Raw genomic sequence first — 16,388 nt, 5'->3', positions numbered from 1 at the left:
TGTACAGAAAGATTTTTTAGATGGGATGAGCGGGGGTCTGAATTCTGTACGGCTGTATTTCAGGTTCCGTCATTCTATGTTCAGCGCTACCATGGTAAGAATAGGCTGGTTCGGCAAATAAGGAATATGGCGCTCCCGGCCAGGGGTAAACCCTCCGTTCTTATGGCGTATACCGTTATCTTGGACAATCAGCGCAGGTCCCGCTCCCGTATCGGTCAGATCGTATCCGATTCCCAGCACCCAATGATAATCATAGGCATACCTTCCCCTCCAGCGGAGGCTGAACCATTTGTCAAACTTCACGGCCACCGGTCGCCCGGCGTCAATCTCCGCCCGATACCTCCCCATGTCATTAAAAACAGATACTGAAACCGGCCGGTGCCTGCGCTCTACGCGCGGGAGAGCAGCACCAATATAGGCCTGAAGGCCTTTGGCAAAACTGCGCGCACTCATCCCCAACGGAGTCCCCCCATGATGGCTGTATATATAATTGATATGCTCCGCTTTGGAGTCAAAATGACCCGAACCTGGAATACGCCCATAACCTCTCCTGGTATGCCAATATTCGATTAAAGCGGCCATGGTCGCCGGCCCGCAGGCAGAGCCGGGAGAGGCTACGCCCGGCTCCCATTGTGTATATGGTTCCACTTCCAGCCGATATTCAGACCTTTCCTCGATCATAAGGATATCTTTTCCTTCCGTTCCCTGAGTATCCGCTCAATATCTGAGGCGAGAAACGGCTTGCTGACGAAGTCTTCCATGCCTGCCATGAGGCACCGCTCCCGATCCTCTGGTCTGGCATAAGCCGTTACCGCAACGATGAACGGCCGGTGGTGAAGCGGAGCCTGCTCCCTGATTCTGGCCGACGCAGTAATTCCGCTCATCACGGGCATCTGGACATCCATTAACAACAGGTCATACGGACGCTCAAGAACGGCCTGAAGCGCCTGCTGGCCATTCTCCACCAGATCCGCCCTATATCCCCGTTTCTCCAGCATCGTCAGTATAAGCTTTTGATTGACGGGATGATCCTCCGCAACCAATATCCGCAGGGGGCCATACTTCGCTTCAGGCAGAGCGGGCGCGGGGCTAGCGGCTGGCGGTATACTGCCATTCTCCACCTGTACTTGGTTCTGGTTGGTATTGGACTCAGGATGAACACTGCCATTCCGTGCTTCAGAATTAATGGGCAACGGATTGTCATCTGCCTTATTCTCTTTCCACTCCTCATCGGTAATGATGGGAAGGGTGAAGTAGAAGGTCGAACCTTCGTCCTCTGCGCTCTCCACTCCAATCGCTCCGCCCATAAGCTCGACAAGCCGTTTGCAGATCGCAAGTCCCAGGCCTGTACCCCCATATTTGCGGTTAATCGACGGATGCAATTGGGAGAACGATTGAAACAGCAGCGGCTGCTTGGCGGTTGGAATGCCAATTCCCGTATCCCGTACACTGAACTTCAGGTTCAGCTTCTTGGCGTTCGGGCAATATTCCGTTTCGACAGCAATAGAGACCTGCCCTTCTTCGGTAAACTTGACCGCATTGCTCACCAAATTCACGAGCACCTGGCGCAGACGGTCCGCGTCACCCATGATCAGCTCCGGAACATCTTCGGCGATGCGGCTGGATAGCCGGACATTCTTTTCCCTGGCTTTAGGTGAAAACAGCTCGGTAACCATCTCCATGACAGACTCCACACTAACCGGTTCATGAGCAAGTGTCATTTTACCGGCTTCGATTTTACTGAAATCCAGAATTTCATTGAGAATATACAGCAGGGAAGCGCTGCTCTGGCTGATGATCTCCGCATAACCGCGTTGTTCCTCATTAAGCTCCGTCTCCGCCAGAAGATCTGTCATCCCCATAATTCCATTCATCGGGGTCCGCAGCTCATGGCTCATCACCGCAAGAAACTCGGATTTGGCCTGATCCGCCTTCTCGGCCGACTCCTTGGCACGGATAATTTCCTGCTCATCGGTAATGTCCCTGAATACGACAACCGCCCCTTTGCGTTCTCCTTTGTCGAACAGCGGTGTTGCCTGATACTCCGCAAGAAAGCTGGAGCCGTCCTTGCGCCACAGTACCGCATCCATACTCCGCTGGAACTCTCCTGTCCGGATAACCCGCATCAGGGGAGAATCCTCAGGCCGGTAATGAATGCCGTCCGGCGCCGTTTGCCGGATATGATCCAAGTAAGAACGGCCCATAATTTCGTTATGCTCAAACCCCAGTATCCGCTCTCCCGCCGGATTGATGAAGGTGATTCTCCCCTCGGTATCCAGACCGAATATACCTTCGGACACCGCATTCAGAATCAGCGTGTATTCATTGCTGAGCTTCTCAATCTGCTCGGTATACCGGATACGCTCAGTGATATCACGGGAAATCCCAAATACACCCACCACCTGTCTGTCGACAATAATCGGGATATTGATGGTATTGATTTCAATAAGATGCCCATCTTTATGGATCAGTGTCAGATCATAGCTCTGGGGCTCTCCCTGGCTGGCCAGTGTGAAATGATGCAGGGTCTTCGCGATATCCTTCTCATGCACAATAGGTCCAAAATACATTCCAATCAATTCATCCAGACTATAACCTGTCAGTTCCTCCAGATTGGCATTCGCTGTCAGATAATCCCCCTGCAGATTCATGGAATAGACCGCGGATGGATTATATTCGAAGAGAGACTTGTAGCGTTGCTCACTCTCCTGAAGCATAGAATCAAAACGCTTGCGCTCGGTGATATCACGGCTGACTGATATAATCTCCAGGATCTGGCCATGGTCATCATAAATATACCGGCTATTCGTCTCAAACCAGGCGTAGCTTCCATCCTTGCGGCGGTACCGGAAGGTTACTACGGGAATGAATCCGGAGTGCTCACTTTCGGCCAGTGTCTTCTTCAACCGCTGCAGGTCATCGGGATGCAGGTAATCCAAGGCACTTGTCCCTACCATCTCCTCGGGCTCGTAGCCCAGCAGGGAGCGGCTGGCAGAAGAGCAATAGAGAAAGACAGTGCCTGCTACCGATTGACGCGAAATCATATCGATGGAGTTCTCTGACATCAGCCGGTAATTCCGTTCGCTCTCTCTAAGCTGCTGCTCCATCTGCCGCCGCTCGGTAATATCCTGCATCATGCCGATCAGCTGCACAGGCTTGCCGTCGGGACCGCGCATGACATCCCACTGAATGTGTACTGCAAGTACTGTGGCATCAGAAAGAACCAGACGGAAGGAGGTTTCGCCGGATTCCCCTTTTTCCACAGCCCGTTCGACTCCCTCAGTCAGCAATACCATGTCCTCAGGATACACCAGAGACAGGAAGGTCTTATAATTCACGTTCTTCCCTGTACTAAAGTGGAGCATCCGCTGCAGTTCTTCTGAGAACGTCAGCCTTTCTTTGGACAAATCCCAAACCCAGGAGCCTATTTTGGCAACCCGCTGGGCAGTGGCCAAGGCCTCCTCGTTCAGCTTGCGGCTGTTCACATTACGGCCAACGCCCATGATCCGTACGACTTCACCGTTTTCATCACGGATGATATGAAAAGAAGACTCGAACCACAGATAATGCCCCTCTTTATGGCGCAGCCGGCGGACATTAATTTTATTCTCCAGGAGTCCTTCGGACTGGTTATTCATTCCTTCAGTATCATCTGGATGGTAGAACTCCAGCCGGTTCTTACCAATTAACTCCTCAGGGGCGAAACCGATTTGCAGCAGCGAAGAAGGAGAAATGAAACTCAGCGTTCCATCAGGCAGGGTGAAGGAAATCATCGTTTGTTCATCTTTTATAAATAAATCATACAAATCACGGCTGTCCACGGTCAGCTGATCGGCAATTTTGCGGTCGGTGATATCCTGGGCGTACACGATAACATGCCGGTAAGCCAGTCCCTCCATAGCCTTGACGAATGTAAGCAGAAGCCATACCGTACGTCCCGAACGGGCTTGGAATCTTTTCTCCTTGACCAGAGAGCCCGCCGCAGAAGAGTCTAGTTCATTTATAAGATGGTTGTGCAATTGCCGGGCTTCCTCCCGCGAAGCAGAAGCATTGTAGAGCAAACCCTCCGCCAGGAACTCCTGTTCACTGCAGCCAAGAAGTTGACAGAAAGCAGGATTAACTTTTATCCACTCGGCCTCTTCTGAAGACAATACTCCCATCCCCATCGGAGACATCAGGAACGCTTGATCCAGAATTCCCCTGTTATTGTTATCCAAATCAATCAGGCCTCCCTCATCACGAGCCGCTGCTGGTGCAGACTCACTGTTGTCTATTTACCCAAGTATACGATAAGAGAATTAAGGAAAGAAATGAGCCGCCCCTTTTTTCAAATGAGAACAAAATAAATTGTGAATATTGACGGATATAGGAGGTTCATCTATAGTTTAAGTTAATAATTTATTCGTGACCTGTTACCGGAAGCACCCGTAATGAAGGCTTATTAGCCTTTGCTGCGGGTGCTTTTTTTGTTGGGTACAGGCAGACGGATGACCCCATAGGAGGAGAAAAATGAATACTCTTAAACATGCTGTCCTGGCCCTTCTGTCGTTGCTGCTTCTATCGCTGCCCCTTGCAGGTCTGACGGCAGCTTCCGGAACGGAGCTAACCCCTTCGATTCAGGCCGCTTTTGATTTAACTGCCGCGGTTGCCGATTCTTCATCAAGAAGCAAGCTGAAGAGCCAGTACAGCGAATTGTCTGCATTGTCGGCGCAATATGACAGCAGAGAGGAACAAATCCGCAAGCTTCATGAAGACAACGCACAGTCACTCATAGCCGTGAAGGAGCAAATCAAGAATATTGATCAGGCCACTGTAACCCGGCTTAGTGCTGTGGTTGTCAGCACCAAGGGCCGCTACCAGCCGCTCTTTGACCAGTACAGTGCGCTGAACACCCGCATCTCCCTGCTCAGGGGCCTTAAGGACAAGTCCTTAAATTCTATACTGCGTGCCCAGTCCGATGCTATGAAAATCCTTGTCCAGATGGCACGCCAGGACATCCGCGACCAAGAGGCACAACTCAAAGCCGCCAAGGATATCCGGACCAAGAAAATAGCTGCAGTACGCAAGACACTGGCCGGGATTGAAAGTCCGCAGACGTCCATCAAGACACAGAAAAGTGTTGCCGTTTCACTGAACAAACGCCTGACTGCAGATTGGAGTGACTTCAAATCTGCCATCCGCAAGAAGAACCCTGCCCTGACTGGCGGCTCCTTGACATCATTGCTCTCCGGCCACCGGCAGATCGCAGCCAGCAAGCAAAAGATTATTGAACTGGAACAAAAGGTTGCCGCTGTAATCGCAGCCGCCTCCAGACAGATTACATCCTGATCCCCACAAATGTGTCTTCCGCCTGCTGATCGGCATATGTTAGGTAAGAGGCACAGCTATAGGATGAAGGAGGCTTACATCTATGCATATCTGTATGATCGCGCCGGAACAGTTTCCGGTGCCGGGAGATGGCTCTGTGGAAATCTGTATCTGGGCAATCGCCAGAGAACTGGCCCGGCGGCATACAGTGACAATCGTAAGCCGGAAGGCTCCGGGACTTCCCGAAGCCGATAAACTGGAGCAGGTGCACATGATCCGTCTGGCTTCAGGTACACCTGCACGTTATCTTGCTTCGGTGCTGGACTACCTTGAAGGGGAGCATTTCGATGTGATACAGGTCGACAACCGCCCCCAGCTGATGGCCGCCGTTAAGCGCCGGCATCCACGCACACCGGTGGTCCTGTTCCTCCACTCCTTGACCTTTGTTCCGGCTGAAACCCGGATTGCCCGCAGCCTGGCAAGGGCTGATCTTATCGCGGTCAACAGCCGTTCGCTGCAGCAGAGACTGTCCCGGCGGTTCCACGGTCTGGGCGGAAACATCCGGGTGGTACCACTAGGTGCCGACTTGACCCGGTTCTTTCCGGCAGAGCAAGCGGAAAAGCAGCAGGCGCGCAGGATCTTTCGCCTGGGTCCTGTTTTTACTGTTCTGTTCGTCGGACGGATTATCCCCCGTAAGGGAGTGCCCATATTAATTAGAGCCATGCGACTGCTCAATAGACGTCTGCCGGCACAGTTGATTATCGCCGGCCACGGCAAGCCGCGGTATATCCGGCAGCTTAAGGCCATGTCCCGGCGCCTGGGGGTTCGGGTCACCTTTATCGGCAAGATCGCCCATGAAGATATTCATGGTCTGTATCAGGCGGCCGATGTCTTCGTCTGCCCGTCCCAGCGGCATGAATCCTTCGGACTGGTCAACGTGGAGGCAATGGCCTCAGCACTGCCGGTCATCGCCTCGAACAACGGCGGTATCCGGGAGATCATCGTATCCGGTCATAACGGATATTTAGTGGATCGTTACCGTGAAGCGGCTCCATTCGCCAAATACCTGCTGCAGATAGGCCGCCAGCCGCAGCTGGCAGCCAGGATCGGACTCCAGGGGCGGAGTGACGCGCTGCAGAATTTCGGATGGCAGCAGACGGCGGCAGCAATGGAGAATCTGTACCGTGTTCTTTTGCCATATAAGGAGAATTCAGGGAAGCCGCCAGCTCCCTGACTATGCGACAATGTGTAACACAGAATTTGTGATCATATTCGCAGGATACAGCTACAGTTAATATTATACTTAGATTGTAAGCGTTGCCATTATGCAAATGTATCACTTATACGGCTACCTAGACATTGGCAACCCCCTACAACACACTATTCGCTGTAGAAAGGGTGCATCGTTATGTTAATGATCAAGGCTATAGTAAGACCCGAGAAGGCGGATGCAGTTATGGCTGAACTGCTGCTTGCCGGTTTCCCCTCCATCAGTAAGATGGATCTGCTCGGCCGCGGCAAACAAAAAGGGATTCAGGTCGGCACCAATCATTATGATCAAATCTCCAAGAAGCTGCTGATGATCGTCATCCAGGATGATGAGAAGGAAGATGTCATCAGCATTATTATGAGAACGGCAAGAACCGGTGAGCACGGCTCCTTCGGTGACGGTAAAATATTCGTGCTGCCTGTGCAGGAAGCCTACACGATCAGCAACGGAAAGAACCAGTTATAGGCTACTTGTCCATCTATGATAAACACCTGCGAAAAAGGCAGCAAAGCGCATCCCTGTTCAGAATCTGATTCAGGGGATACCGCTTGCTGCCTTTTTGTATACTAATGCTCTCCGGTTCAAAACATCTGGATAACGGTCAGGACCAGCCCCACTACAAAGCCGCACACCGCGCCATTGACCCGAATCCATTGCAGATCCTTACCCACCTTATCCTCCAGCATATCTACCAGACTGGCGTCATCCATCTGATCCAGGTTCTCTTTGACCAGAAGTCCCAGCCGGTAATGATTCGCTTCTACGAAGTTGATCAGGGAAGCACGAATCCGCTCCTCCCAGCCTTGAATCCACTCCTGCTCCTTGCTGACACGGCGGGCCAGCATGGCATACAGTCCAAACAGCCTGCGCCCCCCCGCAGACTTCTCTTCTTCCAGCAGGGCAACCGCCTTGCCGCGGAATCCTTCAAGCTGCTCCTGCAGGAACGCCACAGTGGATTCACTCTGCAGTTCATTCAAGCCCCAATCCTTAATCGCAGCGATCCGCGCCTCGTCATTCACCAGTTGAAAAATGGCAACACGGATCTCCTGGATGATCTGGTCACGATAAGGACTATCCTCTTCGCGGAAATCACGGATACCGGATTGCACCATACCCTGCAGCATTTCTCCCAGCATCTCGGCATCCACAAATCCGACGAAAGCCTGAAAAGCCATTCCCTTGAGTCCGCCCAGCTTCACCTCAGCCAATTTCTCGCTGGCGATCTTGCCCAGCATCGCCCGTGTCTCAGGACGGGCCGTCCAGCCGGAGATTCCACCCAGTGCATAATCCAGGGCAGCAACGTCCTTCCCGTCATTCATGAGCTTGGTGATAATGGTATCCGCTGCCGAACCAAGCTTCGCTTCACGGATATAGCTGGCGGCTGCTGACTGAATATAAGGCACAGCCTGAATGACCGGAAGCTTCTGTACGAAGCTGCTGATCTGCTCCAGCATTTCAATTCTCGCTTTTTTCCGGGCGAACAGCCGGGTTAGAAGAGTGCTGCCAAGCGCCACTATGCGGATCTTGCGAAGTTTGTTCTCGATACTCGCCTTGTTCAGCAGCTCATTCTCCATCGCAGAGATCAACGATTGAATAATTTTGTCCCGATTCTTCAGCAGAAGTGAGGTATGAGGAATGGGCAATCCAAGCGGATGACGGAAGAGCGCAGTGACGGCGAACCAGTCAGCAATCCCCCCAACCAGTCCGGCCTCAAAGCCGCCCCTCAGCAGGATAACGGCCAAATTTTCCGGCAAAAAGAGTGTAATCAAAAAACCGCAGGCCATAACAGCCAGCGAGATAGTCGCTAAATTTCTGGATTTCATTCGCAGTTCCCCCTTGCCTAAATGAATGGATGCTATCTGTAGGTCTGCCTTATATTGTACCACGGCAGAACTCTTTTCGAAAAATCCTCCATTACTGGACTAAGAGTAATTGCTCCCGCGGAGCCGGAATGTGCTGGATGAACGGGATTCCTGAATTGTATGATGAGGGATTCACAGAAGATAACGTATGTATGGAGCTCGACAAGCAGGGGAAATGTGGAAGAACAGTTCGAGCTGTATGATGAGGATATTCAAGAGGAGACGGGCTGGATGCGAACCTATTGATGATCGGGCTGGCCGGCTACCGAATTGCCACGAAGAACGCCGCACCGGTTCTAAAAGAAACGGCCGACTTTGTTGCGGGGAGCTACGCGAAGAATAGTGCCACTGGGGGTATGCACATCTATTTTGAAGAGAGGTAGGGGGAATAATGAGAGTCCTAGTGCCGGCCTGCTCTATATCTGACGATGCAGTATATAGCTCCAATATTCACCGTTAGCAAAATTAAAAGGATCAAATGTTGCGTCGTTGTCAGTGCAGTCAGAATTGGAATAAACATAATTTTCCTCCCTATTCATAATTAATAAAGGTACCCCGTTAGCAGACGGTTTTTGGAGTGCTGTATTGATTAAGCAGATGATCCAAAGCTACAGACTGTTCAATCACCTTGGGATGTGTCAAGAACCCGTATTTTTTTTGCATCTGGTATAGCTTCTCCCTGGCACGTTCTACACGAAGCAGTGTCGCACTATCATTGTTCTGCATCGTTCCACCTCCTCTGTGTAATATTTTAGTACAAGCTGTCAAAAAACGGAACCCGCATTGAACCGCGCCTATTTATTTGCACAATGCCCGAATATCCGGTTAATGGACCAGCCCTGCGCTCCCCTGCCTGAATGCTAATATGTTAATATGTACGGGAGATTGCCGAAATGCCAAACAATACAAACATTAGGGGGAATCACAAGTTGAATATGTATCCTGGGATTGCCCAGTTATATCATAACCGTATGCTGCGGACAGAGCTGGAATGCGAGGCATTTGATCTGGCCCTGGAAGGACTGGCTGGAGATACAGAGGATGCAGTGATCCAGCAAATCTTCCGCGTCTTCGATGATGATACCGAGCAGGAGGAGATTATGTTCGGACTTGTCCATTTCGTGGAGAGCTACCAGATGGAGATGTACCTTACGCAGCTGCTGGAGTCCCTGCCGGACATGCTGGAGAATGCGCGCAACTGGGCCATTGTGCTGAACCAAAGAATTCTGGACGACGACATCAGCCGCAGGGAATACGCCGATATCGCCGCCGGAATGAGCCCAAGAATCAAGAAATCACTGGCGTTTCTGCTGGAGGAGATCAAAGAGGACAACCCGAGGACATATGAGCGCAAGGTGAATGCCGTTCTTGGACAATTACAATGAAACACCACGGACGGGCGGACAAGATCAGCGAAGCTTGAACGTTCGGACGATTCCGGGGATATCGTCATTTACCATGCGGGACAGGATGCGGATCGGTCTGCCGAATCTTGCATAATCATAGTCATCGCCTTTGGCATTCAGAAACTCGTCGGGAAGCTCCTCGGGAACCAGGTAAGCGTAGATTAGCCCGTTACGCACAGCCAGTCTGACTATAGGGGATTCATCGTAGCCCTTGGCCCGCCACTGCTTCAGAGTCATCCGGAACACCAGCAGTGTGAGCGCCGATTCATAGACTTTCCCTTTATATTTAAAAAGGAAATCCAGAGCGTATTCTGCATCCTCCAGCCGCCGGGTTCTGCTTCTGACCACTGTGTAGCATTTCCAGCTGCGGGGGAGCCTGATGCTGAAGCCATACTTCGGGCTCTGGTAGAGCAAGGTTTTTGGAGGGCCTGCCAGAAGGCCCGGGTGTTTCCTTTTCACTGTCGGCTTTCTTATCCGGGTGACAGGCTTCATCACGATCACACCTTTGGAGTAATAGATTTCAGAGCATAGCATACGTATACTAGTCAGAATATTCACAGCCCCCAAGGAGTGACACCCTTAACCGATTTAATTAAGTAGAACTGTTCCAATTCGTCGATTGCAGGGACAACATTGCAAATCTGATGGTATAGTATAGATCGGCTAAAATTTAATTTATCCCGCAATGATATAAACGAAGGTGAATCTAATGAACAAGCTTTTATTTCACAATATACCGCTGGGAGCTACCGGTGAACGCATTCCGCAGGCGAACATCGCCTCTGCCCGGACAAGCCGCGACATCGTGAAGCCCGGAGACCCCGATGGCGCTTACTTCCGCAGGCTGGAGGAGGGCGGAATTCTGCTCAACTCTCCGCAGATCGCTGCGGTGCGGCATCACCAGGGCCCGCTGTTGACCCTGGCCGGAGCAGGCTCCGGCAAAACCTCGGTGCTGATCTGCAGAACCGGATATTTGCTGTCCGTCCGGGGAATCTCCCCGAGTCAACTGCTGCTGCTAACCTTCTCCAATAAAGCAGCGGCGGAAATGCGCGACCGGATCGCCCTGTTGCCTGGCGTCAGCGAGAGTGACGCCGCCCGCCTTCAGGCCCGCACGTTTCATTCTTTTTTCCTTTATTTCCTGCGCCGTCAGGGCCTTCAGCAGGAAATTTTCAATGAGACCCGCCGCCAGCATATTCTGCTGAAGCAGATCATGCGCGAGCTGGGGCTGCCGAAGGATGCCTATCCCCCGGAAACCCTGCTCGCTCTGCTCTCCTCCTGCAAGATGAACCTGGGTGAGCCTGGCGATCTTCCGGAAACATCAACCGCTGAGCAGGAAATGAAGGCGGTTCTGATGCTCTATGAGCAGTGGAAGACCGACAATTTCAAAATCGACTTTGATGATGTGCTGCTGATTGCCTACCGGATGCTAAGGGAGAAGCCCGCGCTTTTGCTGGAGCTACAGATGAGGTTTCTGTATGTAATGGTTGATGAGTTCCAGGATACGAATGCGCTGCAGTATGAGCTTGTCAAAATGATCGCCCACCCGCAGCATAATCTGATGGTGGTCGGTGACGATGACCAGACGATCTATTCCTTCAACGGAGCGCGCAGCGAGTTCATTCTTGAATTCGAGAAGTTATATCCGGGTGCCAGGGTTATCACACTCGATATTAATTACCGTTCCGGCCCCGCGATTGTCGGCCTCGGCAACGGAATTATCCGCCACAATAGACGGCGGAGATCCAAAACGCTGCAAGCGGCCAAGGGCAGCGGACGCCAGCCCCGGTACCTGCGCCCGCAGACCGCGGACGAGGAAGCCGAGCAGATCGTGGATCATATCCTGAGTGAGGTGGCTGGCGGAAATCGAGCATACAGCGATTTCGCCCTGCTCTACCGGGCTTCCAGCAGCAACCGGGCTTTGCTGGAGCTGCTGCTGCTGCGCGATGTTCCGTATATTGACTACGGTGAAGGCCAGCTGCTCTACGAGCATTGGCTGATCTCTCCGGTACTCGATCATCTGCGGTTGTCGCTGAACCGGCGAAACTTCGCAGCGATAGAGAATATTCTGCCGACTCTGTACATGAACCGGGAAAAAGGTATGAACCACATCCGCCGGATGGAAGCCGTTCAGCCCAAGCAAGGGCCGCTGATTCACCTGATGTCCCTGCCGGGGATGGAGGATTTCAAAGGCGCAAAGCTGAAGGAACGGCTGGAGCTGATCCGTGGTCTGGCTCAGTTGACCCCCGTTCAGGCAATCCGCCAGATCCGCACTACCTTCTATGACTACTTCATCGAAGCCAATGAGCGGCATCAAGCCACCCTCCACCGGGAGATGCTAAAAGAAATGCTCGATGAGCTGGAAGCGTCAGCGGAACGGTTCGACAGCCTCCCGGTATTCCTGGAGTTCATCGATCATGTGACCGAACGCAATGAGCAGAGCCGCCTGCCCGGCCTCAAAGAGCAAGGAAACCGGGTTGCGCTGATGACAATTCATAAGTCGAAAGGGCTGGAGTTCCCGGTAGTCTTCCTACTTGGGGCATCCGAAGGCATTCTCCCTCATAGCTCTGCGCTGGAGGGCGATCGGCTGAAGGACCGAAAAACTGCAAAAACAGCACCGGGCAGCCAAAGCAGCACGGTAGTTGTTGGCAATGCAGCAGGCCTCGACGCGCTTGAAGAGGAGCGGCGGCTGGCTTATGTGGCCGTGACCCGGGCCCGCGAGGAACTGTTCATTAGCTCGCCGGCGCGGCACCGGGGCAAGAAGGCGGAGGTCTCCAGATTTATGCTGTCCGCCTTCCGCTCTGCCGTATCTGCTGCCCCGGCTACTCCGGCCAGCGCAGCTGCCGTAAGCAGAACCCCGGCAGCAGCACGCACTTCCTCCGGCCGATCCCACGGGGGAAGAACCCATACGGTTCCCGTCTGGAATTGCACCGGCAGCAGCTGTCCGGGCTGGACAAGGATGAAGGTAGGCGGCGCCGAGGATCACCTGTCCTCCAAACCATGCCCGCTGTGTAGCTCCCCGATGGAGAAGAGCAGCCGGGAAGTCCCGGTGTAACGTGGGGGTGCTCTAAGAATGGTCCCGGACCCAAAACGCCAGCAGTGCCTGTATCAGGCGCTGCTGGCGTTTTGTACACCGCAAACTACAAAAACCCCTTCTAACAGACGTAGCCGGAATCATGAAATCATGAGTTCCCTGCACGTTCTGCCCGAAGGGGCTGTATGGTTCATCGCACCGTTTACACCATTTCCCTGCTGAAAGGGGATTTACGGATTTTTACAATAAAATCTGCTGCGGCTAATATGTTTCTCGAGAATGTTATTCTATCTATTCTGTCAAAACCTTCACGCCTTGCTCCAGAAAGGGTTTTAAACTAGTCTTAAGCAGAACCTGAAAATCACCCTCTCTCATTTCTGTAACCATTAACTCAATTGATTCAAGGCCTTCAACAACCCTAAGTCTGTACTTGCACGATTCAATATCTTTATCTTTCATCAAGACCATAGCATTCACTAGAAAATCAAAATTGAGGATTGATTTTGCCTCTTCTTTGTCTTTGGGTTGATACCAAATACGATGAACTGCATCCTCGAAATTCACAACATTCTCATAGGGGAACTCGTTATCGTATGAATAACCGTATTCAAAATACAAATATTCTCCACCGGCAGGAAAGCTATATATAATGTCCAATAAAAAATCCATACCGTTATTTCTTCCCTGAAAGACTTTGTCCAAATAATAAACTGACATTCATTCTCTCCTCACCATGGGTCCTCTTTGTCAAAACCATACAAATACATTTTTTCAACAAGAACTTTTCCCTGTCCAGCTTACTTCAAGGCAAATGTTTTTGTGAATAATTTTTTAGCATTGCAACATAATCGCTTCCTCAAATGTATATAGGGCAGAACCACGGAAACGGTGGTAAATTTTGAGCCAAATAAGAGAGGGAGTTATAACAATGAAAAAAGTGGTAGCTGTTGTGCTTAGCGGTATGATGTTGATGTCCTTTACGGCGTGTTCTACTAATGGGTCTGCAAAAAACAATTCTCAAGCGCCGAAAAGTACGCAAGTCATCGGGGCAAAGAATGCCCAGATCCCCAATCCTTTTCAAAAATTCGACAGCATTGCAGAAGCAGAAACGTTTGCCGGGGTTACTATTACACTGCCATCCCAAGTGCCTGCAGGCTACACCCAGAAGCTGATCGAGGCGATTAAAAATGACATGATTCAGATTACTTATCAATCTGGCGATGAGCAGTTAGTGATCCGTAAAGCAAAGGGCAGTAAGGATATTAGCGGAGATCATAACAAATATAGCGAAAATCTTTCGTTGACGGTTGGCGACAAGAAAGTCGTAACCAAAGGGGATGATGGTAAAATCCGCGTTGCTACATGGATTGACGGGGAATATACCTATTCGATCTCGTCTACAAGTGACGAGGCTGTCCTCGATGCTGCTGCCGTAAGTGCAATGGTTGACACGATTCATTAATTAAACCAGAGGATGTACGGGGATGGCGGGACTGTAGCCGCAGGACCGCCATAGCCTAATTCAGGAAGGTGATCGGATGATTGGTATATGCAGGAAGCGGAATCTGATTTGGGAATGGTTCCTTCTCTTAAGGATGGAGCTTTGTTCCCCGTTGTACTCCTTGTTTTCTGCGGCAGCCGGGGACAGCCGTAAAAAGGTACTTCCCATGCAGGAGCATTTACGGTCAGCACAGATAAATGACCAAGCCCAGAAATTAATGTCTCTCTATGGGAAAAGTGTCTTGCGTCTTGCCTATTCTTATCTGCACAACACGAGTGATGCAGAGGATGTCTTGCAGGATGCATTGATACAATATATAAAAGCTCAACCTCATTTTGAATCCCCCGAGCATGAAAAGGCATGGTTTCTAAGGGTTGCCATGAATATTAGCAAAAACAAGATCAATTATAATAAGGTCCGTAAAACCGATGATCTCAATGAAGACCTGGTAGCAAGCGCCGCAGAGGATCTGGCTTTTTTGTGGGAGGCTGTCAAGCAGCTTCCCATGAAATATCGTGAGGTCGTGCACCTTTATTATCATGAGGGCTATTCTACGGCTCAAATCGCATCTTTATTAACAGCCAGAGAGTCAACGGTACGTTCATGTCTGCTGCGAGCAAGAGCCAAGCTTAAGGTTGTACTGAAGGAGGGGTACGATTTTGAAGAATAAGTATAATGAAGTGATGGAGAGGATAGAAGTTACCCCAGAGATACAAGAGCGCATTCTAGACCATCTTCAAAAGCTGGATTGGGAACAGGAACCAAACAAAACAAGTTTCTCTTTTTCAACTTACAGAAGGTACATCGCCATAGCAGCATGTTTCATGTTTTTGTTGGCGGGTTCATTAATAATCCACCATGCTACCCAAACACCAAGCGACCCTCCGGTTATGGTGAAACCCAACATCGTTGAACTCCATTCAGTTCAAGACTTGTCCAAGGCTGTAGGATTCACCATGCGGGAACCCGAACATTTACCATTTATCGTTGATAGCGTACAGTATACGGCTTACTGGAATGAGCTTGGGCAAGTCACCTACACGGGAGAAGCCAATAGCGTTGTGTTCAGAATGTCATCCGGCAACGAGGAAGTAAGTGGAGATTACGCAGAATACACCAGTATTAAGGACTTAACCATTAATGGAAACATCGTGACTATGAAAGGAACTGATCATCAATACGTACTTGCGCTTTGGCAAAGCGACGGCTTCTCCTATTCCGTGCAATTTACTAAGCCTGTATCCGAACAGGAACTGAAAAATACTGTTGAGAGCGTGCGGTGATTGCATAAAGCACCAACCTGAATGATAACATGTGAATAGTGATATGCAGAAGGGTTTGAAATTCGCCCTATAATAAAGCCCTTCCTCCGCTATTCCGGGAGATGGGCTTTTATCCATACTGAAGCTTCGACAAGTTGAAGTACCTAGCCTACTGTCCAATCTTTTAGGCTCTCTCTATTCGTTATAATTATTGAATCAAACATTTACTAATCTTCTACGAACCTTGCATGATACCAGTGATCTGATATCTTCTTCACTTTAAAGGTTCCTTGGATAGATGACGACTTGTTTAAAAATTTAGGTTTATGTTCATCTTTTCTGTATATCAATGAATACTGACCATTTTCGATTTCAAATTCTACTTGGTCTTTATAAACTCTGATAACAGATAAATAAGCCATATCGCCTTGATGAAAAGCCTTTGCCACAATTTTCTCCAGAGACTTTTTCTCTTTTTGGCTCATCGTTACTTCAACGATATCTTCACTGTTAACATTTTCATAACTTAAATTGACTGTTCCATCAGGATTCTCATTTACAAATATATAAGAGCGCTTCATTTGACCTTTGCCAAACTCACGATAAGCCAAGTCCGCTATAGTCTGGAAATCGCTTTTATAGGTATCAAAATCTTTTACCTTGTACTCCCAAGTTGACCACAGGAGATTCCCTAGTAAAAATTTACAACCCCCAAATAATACACTAAATGAAATGATGGCTATCAATAC

Annotated in this window: 16 protein-coding genes; 9 read left to right on the top strand and 7 right to left on the bottom strand. The window is 50.3% G+C overall.

Annotation, left to right across the window (positions count from 1 at the left end):
* Positions 1-69: 69 nt before the first annotated feature.
* Together A3842_RS17825 and A3842_RS17820 are read right to left on the bottom strand one after the other, a co-directional pair.
* Positions 70-681, bottom strand: coding sequence for a C39 family peptidase (locus tag A3842_RS17825; protein WP_074102255.1), 612 nt, complete (start codon positions 679-681; stop codon positions 70-72).
* Positions 678-4,217, bottom strand: coding sequence for a PAS domain S-box protein (locus A3842_RS17820; RefSeq protein WP_074102254.1), 3,540 nt, complete (start codon positions 4,215-4,217; stop codon positions 678-680). The genes A3842_RS17825 and A3842_RS17820 overlap by 4 nt, the downstream gene beginning before the upstream one ends.
* Before the next feature lie 292 nt (positions 4,218-4,509).
* Here A3842_RS17820 and A3842_RS17815 point away from each other — a divergent pair, with 292 nt between their 5' ends.
* The 3 genes from A3842_RS17815 to A3842_RS17805 all read left to right on the top strand — a co-directional run bounded on the left by A3842_RS17815 (position 4,510) and on the right by A3842_RS17805 (position 7,042).
* The gene (locus A3842_RS17815; protein ID WP_074102253.1) at positions 4,510-5,328 is read left to right on the top strand and encodes a hypothetical protein; all 819 of its coding nucleotides are present in this window, start codon (positions 4,510-4,512) and stop codon (positions 5,326-5,328) included.
* 82 nt (positions 5,329-5,410) lie between these two features.
* On the top strand, positions 5,411-6,541 hold the full coding sequence (locus A3842_RS17810; protein ID WP_074102252.1) for a glycosyltransferase family 4 protein: 1,131 nt from the start codon (positions 5,411-5,413) through the stop codon (positions 6,539-6,541).
* A 174-nt stretch (positions 6,542-6,715) separates the two neighbouring features.
* Positions 6,716-7,042, top strand: a complete 327-nt coding sequence (locus tag A3842_RS17805) for a P-II family nitrogen regulator (RefSeq protein ID WP_074086616.1) — start codon at positions 6,716-6,718, stop codon at positions 7,040-7,042.
* A 116-nt stretch (positions 7,043-7,158) separates the two neighbouring features.
* Here the strand turns inward: A3842_RS17805 and A3842_RS17800 are convergent, their stop codons facing one another.
* On the bottom strand, positions 7,159-8,400 hold the full coding sequence (locus A3842_RS17800; RefSeq protein ID WP_074102251.1) for a DUF445 domain-containing protein: 1,242 nt from the start codon (positions 8,398-8,400) through the stop codon (positions 7,159-7,161).
* A 159-nt stretch (positions 8,401-8,559) separates the two neighbouring features.
* Here A3842_RS17800 and A3842_RS33345 point away from each other — a divergent pair, with 159 nt between their 5' ends.
* Entirely contained in the window at positions 8,560-8,685 is a 126-nt protein-coding gene (locus A3842_RS33345) for a hypothetical protein (RefSeq protein ID WP_256701746.1), read from the top strand.
* Between the two features lie 312 nt (positions 8,686-8,997).
* Here A3842_RS33345 and A3842_RS17795 read toward each other — a convergent pair whose 3' ends face one another.
* A complete protein-coding gene (locus A3842_RS17795) occupies positions 8,998-9,165 on the bottom strand; it encodes an aspartyl-phosphate phosphatase Spo0E family protein (protein WP_074086614.1) in 168 nt (55 codons plus the stop codon).
* Between the two features lie 209 nt (positions 9,166-9,374).
* Between A3842_RS17795 and A3842_RS17790 the strand changes: the two genes are divergently transcribed.
* Complete coding sequence (locus tag A3842_RS17790; protein WP_074086869.1) at positions 9,375-9,824, top strand: Imm30 family immunity protein; 450 nt, start codon at positions 9,375-9,377, stop codon at positions 9,822-9,824.
* A 24-nt stretch (positions 9,825-9,848) separates the two neighbouring features.
* Here A3842_RS17790 and A3842_RS17785 read toward each other — a convergent pair whose 3' ends face one another.
* A complete protein-coding gene (locus tag A3842_RS17785) occupies positions 9,849-10,304 on the bottom strand; it encodes a hypothetical protein (protein ID WP_256701745.1) in 456 nt (151 codons plus the stop codon).
* Positions 10,305-10,554: 250 nt separating this feature from the next.
* Between A3842_RS17785 and A3842_RS17780 the strand changes: the two genes are divergently transcribed.
* A complete protein-coding gene (locus tag A3842_RS17780) occupies positions 10,555-12,897 on the top strand; it encodes a UvrD-helicase domain-containing protein (RefSeq protein WP_074102250.1) in 2,343 nt (780 codons plus the stop codon).
* A gap of 270 nt (positions 12,898-13,167) precedes the next feature.
* On the opposite strand, the gene A3842_RS17775 is transcribed toward A3842_RS17780, so the two are convergent.
* On the bottom strand, positions 13,168-13,593 hold the full coding sequence (locus A3842_RS17775; RefSeq protein WP_074102249.1) for a hypothetical protein: 426 nt from the start codon (positions 13,591-13,593) through the stop codon (positions 13,168-13,170).
* A gap of 211 nt (positions 13,594-13,804) precedes the next feature.
* Between A3842_RS17775 and A3842_RS17770 the strand changes: the two genes are divergently transcribed.
* From A3842_RS17770 to A3842_RS17760, 3 genes are all read left to right on the top strand, one after another.
* Entirely contained in the window at positions 13,805-14,338 is a 534-nt protein-coding gene (locus A3842_RS17770) for a hypothetical protein (RefSeq protein WP_074102248.1), read from the top strand.
* Between the two features lie 76 nt (positions 14,339-14,414).
* Entirely contained in the window at positions 14,415-15,047 is a 633-nt protein-coding gene (locus A3842_RS17765; RefSeq protein WP_305953391.1) for an RNA polymerase sigma factor, read from the top strand.
* Positions 15,037-15,660 carry a hypothetical protein gene (locus A3842_RS17760; RefSeq protein WP_074102247.1) on the top strand — a complete coding sequence of 208 codons (624 nt, stop codon included), beginning with the start codon at positions 15,037-15,039 and terminating at the stop codon, positions 15,658-15,660. The genes A3842_RS17765 and A3842_RS17760 overlap by 11 nt, the downstream gene beginning before the upstream one ends.
* Positions 15,661-15,866: 206 nt before the next feature.
* Here A3842_RS17760 and A3842_RS32600 read toward each other — a convergent pair.
* On the bottom strand, positions 15,867-16,388 hold a 522-nt coding region (locus tag A3842_RS32600; protein ID WP_178382372.1), incomplete at its 5' end, for a hypothetical protein.

Source organism: Paenibacillus sp. P3E, assembly GCF_001909045.1.
GTDB lineage: Bacteria > Bacillota > Bacilli > Paenibacillales > Paenibacillaceae > Paenibacillus_AQ > Paenibacillus_AQ helianthi.
Note: the sequence above shows the minus strand (reverse complement) of the source record. Positions and strands in the feature narration are given on the sequence as shown.

Coding starts and splice junctions, on each gene's coding strand:
- A3842_RS17800 (WP_074102251.1), bottom strand. CDS start 8,400: ATGAAATCCAGAAATTTAGCGACTATCTCGCTGGCTGTTATGGCCTGC.
- A3842_RS17780 (WP_074102250.1), top strand. CDS start 10,555: ATGAACAAGCTTTTATTTCACAATATACCGCTGGGAGCTACCGGTGAA.
- A3842_RS17805 (WP_074086616.1), top strand. CDS start 6,716: ATGTTAATGATCAAGGCTATAGTAAGACCCGAGAAGGCGGATGCAGTT.
- A3842_RS17795 (WP_074086614.1), bottom strand. CDS start 9,165: ATGCAGAACAATGATAGTGCGACACTGCTTCGTGTAGAACGTGCCAGG.
- A3842_RS17815 (WP_074102253.1), top strand. CDS start 4,510: ATGAATACTCTTAAACATGCTGTCCTGGCCCTTCTGTCGTTGCTGCTT.
- A3842_RS17765 (WP_305953391.1), top strand. CDS start 14,415: ATGATTGGTATATGCAGGAAGCGGAATCTGATTTGGGAATGGTTCCTT.
- A3842_RS17810 (WP_074102252.1), top strand. CDS start 5,411: ATGCATATCTGTATGATCGCGCCGGAACAGTTTCCGGTGCCGGGAGAT.
- A3842_RS17790 (WP_074086869.1), top strand. CDS start 9,375: ATGTATCCTGGGATTGCCCAGTTATATCATAACCGTATGCTGCGGACA.
- A3842_RS33345 (WP_256701746.1), top strand. CDS start 8,560: ATGATGAGGGATTCACAGAAGATAACGTATGTATGGAGCTCGACAAGC.
- A3842_RS17825 (WP_074102255.1), bottom strand. CDS start 681: ATGATCGAGGAAAGGTCTGAATATCGGCTGGAAGTGGAACCATATACA.
- A3842_RS17770 (WP_074102248.1), top strand. CDS start 13,805: ATGAAAAAAGTGGTAGCTGTTGTGCTTAGCGGTATGATGTTGATGTCC.
- A3842_RS17775 (WP_074102249.1), bottom strand. CDS start 13,593: ATGTCAGTTTATTATTTGGACAAAGTCTTTCAGGGAAGAAATAACGGT.